This is a genomic window from Amycolatopsis stemonae (assembly GCF_054781455.1).
Map to the genome: position 1 here is coordinate 791,855 of NZ_BAAGUJ010000002.1, position 12,578 is coordinate 804,432.

Genomic DNA, 12,578 nt, shown 5'->3' on the forward strand with positions numbered 1-12,578 from the left:
CCCATGACGGATCTTCCCCTCGCCCTCGTGACCGGCGCCTCCCGCGGCATCGGCGCGGCGGTCGCGCACCAGCTGGCCCCGACGCACCGCCTCCTCCTCGGCGGCCGGGACGCGGACGCCCTGGCCGCGGTGGCGAAGGAGCTTCCGGGCGCGAAGGCGTGGCCCGTCGACCTGACCGACCCCGCGTCGCTCGCCGAGGCCGCGGCGGGCATCGAGTCCCTGGACGTCCTCGTCCACTCCGCCGGGGTCGCGAAGCTGGGCCGCATCGAGGACGCGTCCGCCCAGGCCTGGCGCGACAACTTCGAGGTCAACACCCTGGCCGTGGTCGAGCTGACCCGGCTGCTGCTGCCCGCGCTGCGCACCGCCCGCGGCCACGTCGTCGTGATCAACTCCGGCGCCGGCCGCGCCGCCCGCCCGGGCTGGTCCCCCTACGCGGCGAGCAAGTTCGCCGTCCGTGCTTTCGCCGACGCCCTGCGCGAGGAGGAGCCCGGCCTGCGCGTGACGTCGGTCTACCCCGGCCGCACGGACACCGAGATGCAGCAGGAGATCTTCAAGGGCGAAGGCCGTGACTACGACACGTCCCACCTGCTGCGGGCGGACTCGGTGGCGACCGCGGTGCTGACCGCGGTGTCAGCCACCCCGGACGCCCACCTGACCGAGCTGATCCTGAAGCCGAACTAACGCAGCCGCACGGCGGTCTCGGCCACGCCGGCCTGGACCTTCGCGCGGTCGACCTGCGTCGACTCGCCGTCGGCGACCACCTGCTCGCCCGCGACCCACACGTCGCGGACCCGCCGGGAGCCCGCCGCCCAGACGAGGTTCGACAGCAGCTGGACGTCGGGGACGTCGATGCCGCACGCGAACGCCGGGTCGTCCAGGTCGACGTGCACCAGGTCGGCCCAGCGGCCCGGCTCCAGCGCGCCGATGTCGTCGCGGCCCAGTGCCGCCGCGCCGCCGCGGGTCGCCAGCAGGAAGACGTCCGCCGCGGTCAGGACCGTCGAGTCGCCCGTCGCCAGACGCGCGAACATCGCCGTGAGCTGCAGCTCTTCCCACAGGTCGATGTCGTCGTTGGACGCCGGGCCGTCGGTGCCGAGGCCGACGTGGACCCCGGCGGCGCGCAGGTCCCTGATCCGCGCGATGCCCGAAGCCAGCTTCGCGTTCGAGCCGGGGCAGTGCGCCATGCCGATGCCGTGCTGCGCGAACAGCGCGATGTCCTCGTCCGACAGGTGGATCGCGTGCGCGGCCAGCACCCGGCCGTCCAGCATGCCGAGCTTCTTCAGCAACGCGGGCACCGAACCGTGCGCCTCGCGCACGGCGAGGTCTTCCGCGGCCGCCTCGGCGACGTGGATCTGGATCAGCGCGCCCCGCGACCGGGCCGACTCCGCCGTCGCCCGCAGCGCTTCTTCGGACAGCATGTACGCCGAGTGCGGGCCGTAGCCCAGCTCGATGCGGTCGCCCGGGCCGAAGCGCAGGCCGTCGGCGTCGATCCAGCGCTCGATCGCGGCCAGCTGGGCCCGCCAGTCCAGGCCGGGCAGCTCCATCACCGGCGGCGCGACCAGCACGCGGCCGCCGGTCGTGAGCACCGCGTCGACCAGCTGCTCGCCTTCGAAGTACATCTCGGCGCTGGTCGTGACGCCGTGGCGCAGCATCTCGACCGAGCCCAGCAGCATGCCGGTGCGGACGTCTTCGGGCCGCAGCTTCGCTTCGGCGGGCCAGATGATCTCGTTGAGCCAGGGCAGCAGCGGCAGGTCGCCGCCCATGCCGCGCAGCAGCGTCATCGGGCTGTGCGCGTGCGTGTTGACCAGGCCGGGGAGCAGGATGCCGGTCAGGGTGGTGACCGGTGCGGCGGACTCGGGGGCGGTGGCCGCCGGTCCGCAGAAGGAAATGCGCCCATCGGCGTCGACATCGACGACCGCGTCACGCAGGAGCGAACAGGACGGGTCGGCCGGGAGAACGACAGGGGCGTGGAAACGGCGTTGCATCTCTGGATACTACGCACCCTCGATTACGAGACGACTCCACTCCGCCACGCCCACGCGGCGATCTCCACGCGGTTGCGCGCGCCGATCTTCCCCTGCACGGACGCCAGGTGCGTCTTCACCGTCGACAGCGAGAGGAACAGCTCCGCGCCGATCTCGGTGTTCGTCAAACCCCGCGCGGCCGCCTGGACGACGTCCATCTCCCGGGCGGTCAGCGGCTCCGAGGGCGGTGCCGCCTGCGACCGCGTGGCGCCCCCGTCGAAGTGCTTGAGCAGCCGGATGGTGATCTGCGGCGACACCAGCGCGTCGCCGCGGTCGGCCGCGCGGACCGCTTCGATCAGCAGCGCCGGGCCCGCGTCCTTCAGCAGGAAGCCGTGCGCGCCGTTGCGCAGCGCCGTGTGCACGTACTCGTCGAGGTCGAACGTGGTGACCACGACCACCTTCAGCGGATCGGCGACATCCGGCCCGGCCAGCTGCCGGGTGACCTCGAGGCCGTCGAGGCCCGGCATGCGGATGTCGAGCAGGCAGACGTCCGGGCGCAGCTCGCGGGCCTTCGAAACCGCCGAGACGCCGTCCGCGACGTCGGCGACGACCTCGATGTCGTCCTGCGCGTCCAGGATCATGCGGAAGCCCATCCGCACCATCTCCTGGTCGTCGGCGATCAGTACCCGGATCACTCGTCCCCTTCCCCGGCGGCCAGCGGCAGCCACGCTTCGACCCGCCAGCCGCCGTCCGGGCCGCGCCCGGCCGACAGCCGTCCCTTGAGCAGCGCGACGCGTTCGCGCATGCCGATCAGACCGTAGCCGCCCGATCCGCCGGCCGGCCGCCGCGTCGGCTCGCTGCCGTCGTCGGTCACCCGGAGGTGGAGCTCTTCGCCGTCGACCTCGGCCAGGACGAACGCGTGGGTCGCGTCGGCAGCGTGCTTGCCGACGTTCGTCAGCGACTCCTGCACCAGCCGCAGCGCCGAGCGGCCGACCTCGTGCGGCAGGTCCGGCGGCAGCTCGAGGTGCATCGACGTCGCCACGCCGTGGTTGGCGCTTTCGACGAGCTTCCGCAGGTCCGCGCCGAGGTCGGTGGTGGCCTGCTCGCTGAACTCGCTCGACCCGGCCGGCGCGTCGCCGCGCATCGAGCGGACCAGCCGCCGCATCGCCGCGAGCGCCTCGACGCCGGCGTTCTCGATCCGGGCCATCGCCTCGACCGCGACCTCCGGCTTCCGCTCGGCCATCATCCGCGCGGCTTGGGCCTGCACGACGATCCCGGTCACGTGGTGGGCGACGACGTCGTGCAGCTCGCGGGCCAGCGCCATCCGCTCGGCGGTCTGCGCGTCGGCCACCGCCGACTGGACGACCGTGGTGCGCTCGGAGTCCCGCGAGCGCAGCATCAGGCCGACGGCGATCGCGATGCCGAGCAGGAGCGTCGCGCCGAAGGCCAAGGGGGCGAGGGCGCGGGGGTCGGTCTGCAGGCCGTTGTACCGCGAGTTGACGATCGCCGCGAGCGCGACGACCGCCGACAGCACGCCGATCCGCGGCCAGGACTCGCTCAGCCCGCGGGCCCTCGTCAGGTTGATCACCGTGCCCATCCCGGCGGCGACCTGCACGAACGGCACCCCGGACGGCATCGGGTAGTCGCTGCGCAGGTGCAGGAACGGCGTGATGACCGCGGACAGCAGCAGCACGCCGGCGAGGCCGAGCAGCGCGTCCGCGGGCCGGCGCGGCGACAGCGCCGCGACGACGGCGGCGAGGACCGAGCAGAACAGCACCGGGAACCCGCGCGCGCCGCTGTCGTAGGTGTAGCCGAACTCGATGAGCAGCCCGACGGCGAGCACGCCCATCAGCACCCACTGGCCCATGGCCAGCTCGTTCAGCTTGCGCAGCCGCTGCTTGCTCGGGTCCGACCGCGGGCTCCGGTCCCGGGTCGCGATCGCCGGCGTCAGCGCGCCGGCCAGCAGCACGACCCCGACCAGCAGCGCCTGGGTGCCGATGGTGCCGTCGATCTCGCGGACGCTCGCGTACCGGCCGAAGACCGCGACCAGTCCCCCGACGACCAGGACGCTGACCACGCAGAACGCCACGCCCGCGCGGGCCCGGCGGGCCACGTAGTAGACCATCAGCACGCCCGCGACGACCTCGGAGATGGTCACCTTCGGCAGCACGCTGGAGTACGGCGGGATGTGGAACGCGTGGATGAAGAGGGTGGAGAACACCAGCACGCCCGCGCCGACCGTGCCGGCGACGGCGGCGCGCTTCTGCGCCCACAAGGCGCAGGCCACCATCGCGAGCATGCCCGGGAGCAGCCCGAAGTCCACGAACCGCGGGCCGTTGTCGTCGAGCGCGGCCTGGGTCGTGAAGGCGATGTCGAAGAGCAGGGCGGCGAGCAGGACGGCCGTGGGCACGCCGATGCGCCGCACCAGGGCGGCGGCGCGGCTGTAGAGCGTTTTCGGCGGGGGCGCGGCGGTCACAACGTGACGTTAGAGGATCCGGCCCGGTTCGCACCTTGGCCGTGTGGCCCGCGCTGCCTCGGCCGATCGGCCGATGTCGCCGCGGGCGTGACTGGCCGTCTGCCCGAAGTGGACACCCCCGGCTCTCCGCGAAGCTCGTCGGCATCAAGATCCGAACCGACAGGGAGAACCTCGTGGACCCGAACACTCCACAGTGGACGAATGGGCCGGTGCTGTCCGGCCGTGGGCTCGTGAAGCGCTACGGCGCGCAGTACGCCCTGGCCGGCATCGACATCGACATCCAGCCGGGGGACGCCGTCGCCATCGTCGGGCCGTCCGGCTCGGGCAAGACGTCGCTGCTGCACGTCCTGGCCGGGATCCTCCGGGCCGACGACGGGCAGATCTTCCTGTCCGGCCAGCGGATCGACCACCTCGGCGAGAAGAAGCGCAGCGAGCTGCGCCGCACCGAGTTCGGGTTCGTCTTCCAGTCGGGGATGCTGGTCGCCGAGCTGACCGCGGAAGAGAACGTCGCACTGCCCTCGCTGCTGGCCGGACTCGGCCGCAAGGAAGCCGTCGAAGCCGGCCGCCAGTGGCTTTCGCGCCTCGGCCTGGCCGGCAAGGAACGCCGCCGTCCCGGCGAGCTGTCCGGCGGCGAGGCCCAGCGCGTCGCGATCGCGCGGGCGCTGACCCACCGGCCGAAGGTGATCTTCGCCGACGAGCCGACCGGCGCGCTCGACACGCGCACCGGCCGCGAGACCATGGACGCCCTGCTCGGCGCCGCCCACGAGACGGGCGCCGCGGTGCTGGTCGTGACGCACGACCGCGAGCTGGCCGAGTCGATGCCGAAGACCGTCGCGATCCGCGACGGCCTGATCGCGACGAGGCTGGCGGCGTGAACTCCCTCCAGATCGCCCTGCGGGTGCTGCGGGTCGACCGGCGGACCCGGACGTCGGCGATCCTCACCGCGGTCGGGGTGGCCGTCGCGACCGGGCTGGTGCTGCTGCTGGCGACGTTGCCGTTCGCCACGCAGAACCGCGAGCAGCGTGCCCTCTGGCAGGGTGAGCACTTCTACAGCGCCCTCGCCGGGGCCGGCCCGGCCAAGATCCTCTACAGCTCGTCGAAGGACTACTTCGACGGGAAGCAGATCATGCGGGTCGACGTCGCCCTGACCGGCGGCGCCACCCCCGGGTCGGTCAAGCTGCCGGCGGGGGTGCCGCAGCTGCCCGGGCCGGGTGAGACCGTCGTTTCGCCGGCGCTCGGCCGGCTGCTGCAGGGCCACCCGGCCGACCAGCTCGGCGACCGGTTCGGCAAGCCCGTCGGCGCGCTCGGGGAGGACGGCCTCCGCTTCCCGGAGCAGCTCGTCGCGCTCGTCGGCCACGCACCGGACGCGATGCCGGTGCGCGCCGACCCGATCGCGGGCTTCCCCAGCGGGAAGGCGAGCCCGGACGGCCTGCTCATGCTGCTGTCCTGGGTCGGGATCATCGTGCTGCTGGTGCCGAGCCTGGTGCTGGTCGCCTCCTCGGCCCGGCTGACCGCGGCCCGGCGCGAGCGGCGGCTGGCCGCGCTCCGGCTGGCCGGGGCGACGCCGGGGCAGGTCACGAACATGGTGGCCGCCGAGACGACGTTGTCGGCGGGTCTCGGCGCGGCGCTCGGCCTGCTGATCAGCCCGGCCCTGCACGGCCTCGCGTCGTTCGTGCCCTGGGCCGGTGGCACCTGGCTCGCGTCCGACTTCACGCTGCCGATCGGCCTGACGGTCTTCATCGCGCTGGCCATCCCGGTGCTCGTGGTCCTGGCCGGTGTCCTCGGCCTGCGCCGCGTGCTCAAGAACCCGCTGTTCGCGACGGGCGGCCACACGAAGAAGCCGCTGCGCTGGTGGCGGTTGCTGGCCCTGCCCGCGGCCGGGCTGTTCTTCCTCGTCGCGGTGACGACGGCCAAGGACTCCGGCGGCATCACGATGGTCATGGCGGGCCTGTTCCTGCTGGTCGGCTCGGCCGCGATCGTCGGGCCGTGGGTGACGTCGGCGGTGGGCGGCACGTTCGTCCGGGTCTGGAGGCGGCCGTCCGGGCTGCTCGCCGGGCGCCGCCTGCGTGACGACCCGAAGGGCGCGTACCGCGCCTCGGCCGGGATCGTGCTCGCGGTGTTCGCCGGGTCGATGGCGCTGACGCTGCTGCCGACGTTCGAGTCGATGGCCGGCGGCGGGCGGTCCTTCGTCGACTCGGCGCTCTACGTCGACACCGACAACCAGCACGCCGGCAAGATCGTCGACCAGGCCAACGCGTCCCTGCGGAAGTACGGACAGTCCGAGAAGGCCGTCGCGGTCGGCGAGGTCTATCTCGTCCAGGGCGAGGGGAACAACCGCACCGGCCACCGCGCACTGGTCATGAGCTGCGCGGACGCGGTGCAGCTGACCCGGTTCGGCCTCACCGCGGAGAACTGCACGGGCGGTCCGGCCGTGTTCGGCGAAACGGCGCTCGACCTGGCGCAGTTCAAGGTCACCGACACCTGGGAAGGGCAGGCCGCGCCGGTCAGGTCGGGGACCAGGGCGGAGGCCGTCCGGCCCAGCGACCCGGATCTCACCACCACGTCGATCATCGACCCGGCCGCGTTGCCGGACGGCTTCGCCCCGAAGTACGTCACCGTGGTCGCGCCGACGACCGACGCGAACCGCGAGACGGTCCGGACGGCGCTGGCCGGTCCGGCCGCCGGTGAGGAGATCGGCAGCCGGGACCAGTACCTGTTCAACCAGCAGACCGAGCTCGGCGACCTGCGCCGCGTCACGGTGATCGGGCTGGTCGCGGCGGGTGTCCTGGCCGGCTGCAGCGCCGCGGTCGCGACCGCGGGCTCGGTGATGGACCGCCGCCGGACGTTCGGGGCGCTGATGGCGGCCGGCACGCCGGTGCGGGTGCTGGCGCGGGCGCTGCGGATGGAGGCCGCGCTGCCCGCGCTGGTCGCCACCATCGGCGCGGGAATCGTCGGGGTACTGGTCGGCGTTGGTTTGTTCAGCATGGTCGACGAGCGGGGCATCGTGCTCAGCCCGTGGATCCTGGCGCCGGTCGTGCTCGGGGTCGGGGTGGCCTTGCTCGGCGCGTCGGTCTGCACGCCCGCGCTCAAGCGGGTCCAGGCGGAGCCGCTGGCCGACGAATAGGACGTTCGCCCTCCTGTCGGGGGGAGGGCGAGCACCGGGGGTACAGAGGGAGGTCGTGAGTGGTCAGGGCGGTTCCAACCGCCCTGACCACTCACGACCGCTTTTCGAAGATGAGGTCGTGGGAGACGCGGCCTTCGACGTCGGCGCGCTGCTCGAACTTGGTCACCGGCCGCCACTCCGGCCGCGGCGCCCAGCCGTCGTAGCGGTTGCGCAGCGCGGGTTCGGCGGAGCAGACGTCCATCATCTGCTCGGCGTAGTTCTCCCAGTCGGTCGCCATGTGGAAGGTGCCGCCCGGCGCGAGCCGCGACGCCACGAGCGCGGCGAACGACGGCGACACGATCCGCCGCTTGTGGTGCTTCTTCTTCGGCCACGGGTCCGGGAAGAACAGCCGGACGCCGTGCAGCGTGCCCGGCTCGACGTGCTCGGTCAGCAGCACGACGGCGTCGCCGTGCAGCAGCCGCAGGTTCTCGACGCCGAGTTTTTCGGCGCGCAGCATCAGCTGCCCGAGGCCGGGGTCGTAGACCTCGGCGGCGACGTAGTTCAGCTCCGGCGCGGCGGCGGCCAGCTGCGAGGTCGTCTCACCCATGCCGGAGCCGATCTCCAGCATCACCGGCGCCTCGCGGCCGAACCAGTCGGTGAAGTCCAGCGTTCCTTCGGGCAGCTCACCGACCGTGCGGCCGAGTTTCGGCCACAGCTCGTCCCACGCGCGTTGCTGCCCGACGGTCATCCGGCCGCCGCGCTTCACGTAGCTGACGACGCTGCGCAGGCGGGGTTGGTCCTGGTTCTCCACCCACCGAGGCTAACGAACCGCTTCGAGCTCCCCGAGACGAGACCGCAGGCCGGCCAGCCCGGCGATCGCGATCGGGTCCGGCGTCGGGCCGCTGTGCGCGGGCAGGACGTCGATCCAGCCGGGGTGCCGGTCGGTGTTCATCACGGTCGTGGGAATCGCGTGGCCCGATTTCCCGCGTTCGGACGGCATGAACTCCCAGTAGCCGGATTCACCGTCCGCGGCCCACGGCACGAATTCCCAGCCCGGCCGCCGGCCGAGCAGTTGTGCGATGCGGTCTTCGACGCGGAAACCCTGTTCCCGGGAATCGAGGGTGCCGTCGGCGACCGCCCGCAGCCACCACGGCGCCGGCATCGGCCCCGCCATCCCGGCCGAGGCGCGGAACAGGGCCAGGACGCTGTCTTCGGGCGCGCGGTGCACCCACGCGCGCCGAAGCTCCGCGGGCGTCGTCGCCTCCAGCGCGGCCTGCGGGAGCTCGATCGCCCGCGACCATTCGAGGTCCAGCATGGGTTCGAGCCGGGGAGCGTCGTCTTCGACGCGAGCGCGGGGAATGGTGCCGCCCAATTCTTGCCCGGTGTTCACCGTCAAGGATCACCTCCAGTGGAGCGCAGACGGTTCCGGTGCTCACTTACGAATATTGCCTGGTCATAGCAGTATGTCCGGTGCCTGTGAGAGAAGCCACAGCCATTTCATCTCTTCTTAACAAGAATTTTTTGAGCTCCGTGCGAGCCGTTACGCTCAGGCGTCGCGCCGCGCCGTGACGAGCACGCCGGCCACGACCAGGGCAACGCTGATCGCGGCGAAGTAGCCGAGGTAGCCCCACGGGCCGAGCGCCGCCGACGGCAGCTGCAGCGGGCCCGCCGCGAACCCGCCGGCGCCGACGAACTCGTCGGCCGCGTGGAACGGCATCCACTGGTAGATGTGCTTGCCGGCGCCCGGGATGAAGATCACCAGGCCTTCGAGCACCTGCGTCCACACCAGCACCACCGTGAGGGCGAACGCGACACTGCGCAGCAGGAGCGCGACGCCGACCCCGACGACCCCGGTGAGCAGGAAGACCAGGCTCTGCCCGAGCACCGACCGCCAGTCCGCGGCCGAGTTCAGCGCGAGGTCGGCGTCCGGCTTCACCAGCGCCGCCAGGCCCCACGAGCCGAAGCCGACGACCAGCCCGAGCGCGGCGCCGAGCGCGGCGACGACCACGGCCTTCGCCAGCAGCGCGGGCACCCGGCTCGGCACGGCCTGGAACGTCAGGCGCATCGTGCCCCAGTTGAACTCCGACGCGGTCGCCAGCACGGCGAGGACGAGCAGCACGGTCCGGCCGTTGCCGGTCGCGATCTGGGTGTTGCCGACCGTCGGCGGGATCTCCGGTCCGGCCAGCGCGAAGAACAACGCGGTGAAGCCGAGCGGTGCGACGACCGCGATCGCCAGGCACCACCACGGCGCGCGGGTGCTGAAGAGCTTGATGCGCTCGGCGCGCAGCAGGTTCGCCGTCATGGTCATCGGGTGGCCTCCACGGCAGAGAATTCGACGGCTTCGCGGGTCAGGTCGAGGTAGGCCTGCTCGAGCGAGCCGGTGATCGGGCTGAGCTCGTGCAGGGTCGCGCCGGCGTCGAAGGCGAGCTGCCCGATCCGGTCACTGTCCATTCCGGACACCACGAACGCGCCGTCCGCCTCGGTGAACTGCGCCTGGCCGGTCAGCGCGGCCCGCAGCTCGGCCGTGTGCGGGGTGCGCACGCGCACTCCGTGCTCGCTCGTGCGCGCCACGAAGTCGGCCATGGTGCCCTGGTAGATCAGCCGGCCCCGGCCGATCACGACCAGGTCCTGCGCGGTCTGCGCCATCTCGGGCAGCAGGTGGCTGGAGACGAACACGGTCCGGCCCTCGGCGGCGAGCGCGTGCAGCAGCTGCCGGATCCAGGCCATGCCCTCGGGGTCGAGGCCGTTCACCGGCTCGTCGAACAGCAGCACGCGCGGGTCGCCGAGCATCGCGGCGGCGATCCCCAGCCGCTGCTGCATGCCGAGCGAGTACTGCAGGACGCGCGTCTTGGCGACGCTCGACAGCCCGACGAGCGTCAGGACCTCTTCGACGCGCTTGTCCGGGATGCCGTTGGTCGCGGCCAGCCAGCGCAGGTGGTCGCGCCCGCTGCGGCCGGGGTGGCGCCAGGTGGCGTCCAGCATCGCGCCGACCGTCCGGAGTGGATCTTTCAGCCGCCGGTAGGGGACGCCGTCGACGAGCACGGTGCCCGCGTCGGGCGTGTCGAGGCCGAGGACCAGCCGCATGGTCGTGGACTTCCCGGCGCCGTTCGGGCCGAGGAAGCCGGTGACGCGCCCGGACCGGGCGGTGAACGTGAGTTCGTCGACGGCGGTGGTGGCGCCGTACCGCTTGGTCAGCGCGTTCGCTTCGATCACCCGGGAAGCCTACCGAGAAACGGGAATCCGGGTCGCCCCCCGACAGTGCGACCCGGATTCCCGTTTTTCCCCTTATCCCCTCAGGCGTCCCGCTTCTTCGCGACCCCGAGCGCGACGAGCAGGAACACGATGGCGATGCCGGCGAAGTACGCCAGCGCCCAGCCGGCGCTCAGCGGCGAGTCCGACGACGCCGGGCCGTTGACCACCTCCGAGCCGCGGAGGAACTTGTTGGCCACGTTGAACGGCAGCCACTCGTGGATGTGGTGCCCGATCTTCGGGATCAGCTGCACCAGCTCTTCCACGGCCAGGTAGTAGATGAGCAGCAGGGCGATCGCCCCGGCGCTGTGCCGGACCAGGACGCCGATCGCGACCGCGAGCACGGCGCTGATCGCGAAGACCGGCCCGATGCCGGCGACGTTCAGCCACTCCTGCGTGGTGTGCAGGCCGAGGTGGTCGTTCGGCCGCATGAGCACGCCCAGGCCCCACGCGCCGAAGGCGGCGAGCTCGCCGAGGACCAGCGCCAGCAGGGCGACGACGACGGCCTTGGCGACCAGCGCCGGCGAGCGGTGCGGCACCGCCTGGAACGTCGTGCGGATGGTGTTGAAGCGGTACTCGGTGGTCACCGCGAGGGCGGCGAGCACCATGACGACCGGGATGCCGAACTGCGAGGCACCGAACTGGGTAGCGGAGACCGACAGCGAGTCGGTCGCCTCGGTCGCGCTCGCCAGGATGGCGGCGAAGCCGACGGACAGGGCCAGGGTGATGAGTGCGCACCACCACGGCGAGCGGGTGGAGAACAGCTTGATGCGTTCTACCGCGAGCAGGTTCATGGTCTTTGGTTTCCCCGGTTACTTGGCGGACTCGAGCACGTGCTGCGCCTCGGCGTCGAGCCCGGTGTGGTACTCGACGGAGTCGCCGGTGATCTGCATGAAGGCCTGCTCGAGCGAGCCGGTCTGCGGGCTCAGCTCGTGCAGCACGATGCGGTTGGCGGCGGCGATTTCGCCGATCTTGTCGCTGTCCATCCCGGACACCACGAGCGCGGTCGCGTCGCCGGTGACGCCGGCGCTCGCGCGCTGCAGGGCGTCCCGCAGCTCGGGCAGCTGCGGTGAGCGGACCTTGACCGTGTTCTCCGCCGCGCGGGCGACGAAGTCCTGCGTCGAGGACTGCGAAATCAGCTGCCCGCGGCCGATCACCACGAGGTTGCTCGCGGTCAGTGCCATCTCGGACAGCAGGTGGCTCGACACGAACACGGTGCGGCCCTCGTCGGCCAGCCGGTGCATGAACTTCCGGATCCAGAGGATGCCCTCGGGGTCCAGGCCGTTCACCGGCTCGTCGAACAGCAGCACCTCGGGGTCGCCGAGCAGGGCCGCGGCGATGCCGAGCCGCTGCGACATGCCGAGTGAGAACCCGCCGGCGCGCTTGCCGGCGACGCTGGTCAGGCCGACGGTCTCGAGCACCTCTTCGACGCGGGCGGCCGGGATGCGGTTGGACTTCGCCATCCACTGCAGGTGGGCGCGCGCCGAGCGGTTCGGGTGCACCCACTTCGCGTCGAGCAGCGCGCCGACGGTGCGCAGCGGTTCCTTGAGGTCGTGGTACTTCTTGCCCCCGATGGTGACCTGACCGCCCGTCGGGGTGTCCAGGCCGAGGATCATGCGCATCGTCGTGGACTTGCCCGCCCCGTTCGGGCCGAGGAAGCCGGTGACCTGACCCGCGGACACGGAGAACGACAGGTTGTTCACCGCCAGTGTCTTTCCGTACCGTTTGGTGAGGCCGGTTGCCTCGATCATGACTGCTCCTCTTCCGCCCCTCGCTTACGACGCGTTCA

At 72.1% G+C, this 12,578-nt stretch carries 12 protein-coding genes; 3 read left to right on the top strand and 9 right to left on the bottom strand.

Features of this window, described 5'->3' with window-relative positions; genetic code table 11:
• The first annotated feature begins 3 nt into the window (after positions 1 to 3).
• The gene (locus tag ACYVLJ_RS09960) at positions 4 to 681 is read left to right on the top strand and encodes an SDR family oxidoreductase (protein WP_460438409.1); all 678 of its coding nucleotides are present in this window, start codon (positions 4 to 6) and stop codon (positions 679 to 681) included.
• Here the strand turns inward: ACYVLJ_RS09960 and ACYVLJ_RS09965 are convergent.
• Genes ACYVLJ_RS09965 through ACYVLJ_RS09975 form a run of 3 tightly spaced genes read right to left on the bottom strand, consistent with a single transcriptional unit; the run spans position 678 to position 4,437 of the window.
• Positions 678 to 1,982: an amidohydrolase family protein gene (locus tag ACYVLJ_RS09965; protein WP_460438410.1), complete on the bottom strand. Its 1,305-nt coding sequence runs from the start codon at positions 1,980 to 1,982 to the stop codon at positions 678 to 680. The two genes, ACYVLJ_RS09960 and ACYVLJ_RS09965, sit on opposite strands and share 4 nt — an antisense overlap.
• Before the next feature lie 23 nt (positions 1,983 to 2,005).
• Positions 2,006 to 2,656: a response regulator transcription factor gene (locus tag ACYVLJ_RS09970; RefSeq protein WP_451970581.1), complete on the bottom strand. Its 651-nt coding sequence runs from the start codon at positions 2,654 to 2,656 to the stop codon at positions 2,006 to 2,008.
• Positions 2,653 to 4,437 (bottom strand): sensor histidine kinase, encoded by a 1,785-nt coding sequence (locus tag ACYVLJ_RS09975; RefSeq protein WP_460438411.1) that lies wholly within the window; start codon positions 4,435 to 4,437, stop codon positions 2,653 to 2,655. Before ACYVLJ_RS09975 ends, ACYVLJ_RS09970 begins: the two co-directional genes overlap by 4 nt.
• Before the next feature lie 173 nt (positions 4,438 to 4,610).
• On the opposite strand from ACYVLJ_RS09975, the gene ACYVLJ_RS09980 reads away from it, so the two are divergent.
• Together ACYVLJ_RS09980 and ACYVLJ_RS09985 are read left to right on the top strand one after the other, a co-directional pair.
• Complete coding sequence (locus ACYVLJ_RS09980) at positions 4,611 to 5,312, top strand: ABC transporter ATP-binding protein (RefSeq protein ID WP_451970575.1); 702 nt, start codon at positions 4,611 to 4,613, stop codon at positions 5,310 to 5,312.
• Positions 5,309 to 7,561 carry an ABC transporter permease family protein gene (locus tag ACYVLJ_RS09985; protein WP_460438412.1) on the top strand — a complete coding sequence of 751 codons (2,253 nt, stop codon included), beginning with the start codon at positions 5,309 to 5,311 and terminating at the stop codon, positions 7,559 to 7,561. The genes ACYVLJ_RS09980 and ACYVLJ_RS09985 overlap by 4 nt, the downstream gene beginning before the upstream one ends.
• A gap of 91 nt (positions 7,562 to 7,652) precedes the next feature.
• On the opposite strand, the gene trmB is transcribed toward ACYVLJ_RS09985, so the two are convergent.
• The 6 genes from trmB to ACYVLJ_RS10015 all read right to left on the bottom strand — a co-directional run bounded on the left by trmB (position 7,653) and on the right by ACYVLJ_RS10015 (position 12,540).
• Entirely contained in the window at positions 7,653 to 8,351 is a 699-nt protein-coding gene (trmB, locus tag ACYVLJ_RS09990) for a tRNA (guanosine(46)-N7)-methyltransferase TrmB (RefSeq protein WP_451970569.1), read from the bottom strand.
• 9 nt (positions 8,352 to 8,360) lie between these two features.
• Positions 8,361 to 8,912: a hypothetical protein gene (locus ACYVLJ_RS09995; protein WP_451971967.1), complete on the bottom strand. Its 552-nt coding sequence runs from the start codon at positions 8,910 to 8,912 to the stop codon at positions 8,361 to 8,363.
• Between the two features lie 174 nt (positions 8,913 to 9,086).
• Positions 9,087 to 9,842 carry a hypothetical protein gene (locus ACYVLJ_RS10000; protein ID WP_460438629.1) on the bottom strand — a complete coding sequence of 252 codons (756 nt, stop codon included), beginning with the start codon at positions 9,840 to 9,842 and terminating at the stop codon, positions 9,087 to 9,089.
• Positions 9,843 to 9,844: 2 nt separating this feature from the next.
• Complete coding sequence (locus ACYVLJ_RS10005; protein ID WP_460438413.1) at positions 9,845 to 10,753, bottom strand: P-loop NTPase family protein; 909 nt, start codon at positions 10,751 to 10,753, stop codon at positions 9,845 to 9,847.
• Positions 10,754 to 10,833: 80 nt separating this feature from the next.
• Positions 10,834 to 11,583 (bottom strand): ABC transporter permease, encoded by a 750-nt coding sequence (locus tag ACYVLJ_RS10010; RefSeq protein ID WP_460438414.1) that lies wholly within the window; start codon positions 11,581 to 11,583, stop codon positions 10,834 to 10,836.
• 18 nt (positions 11,584 to 11,601) lie between these two features.
• Entirely contained in the window at positions 11,602 to 12,540 is a 939-nt protein-coding gene (locus ACYVLJ_RS10015) for an ABC transporter ATP-binding protein (protein WP_451970560.1), read from the bottom strand.
• Positions 12,541 to 12,578 lie beyond the last annotated feature (38 nt).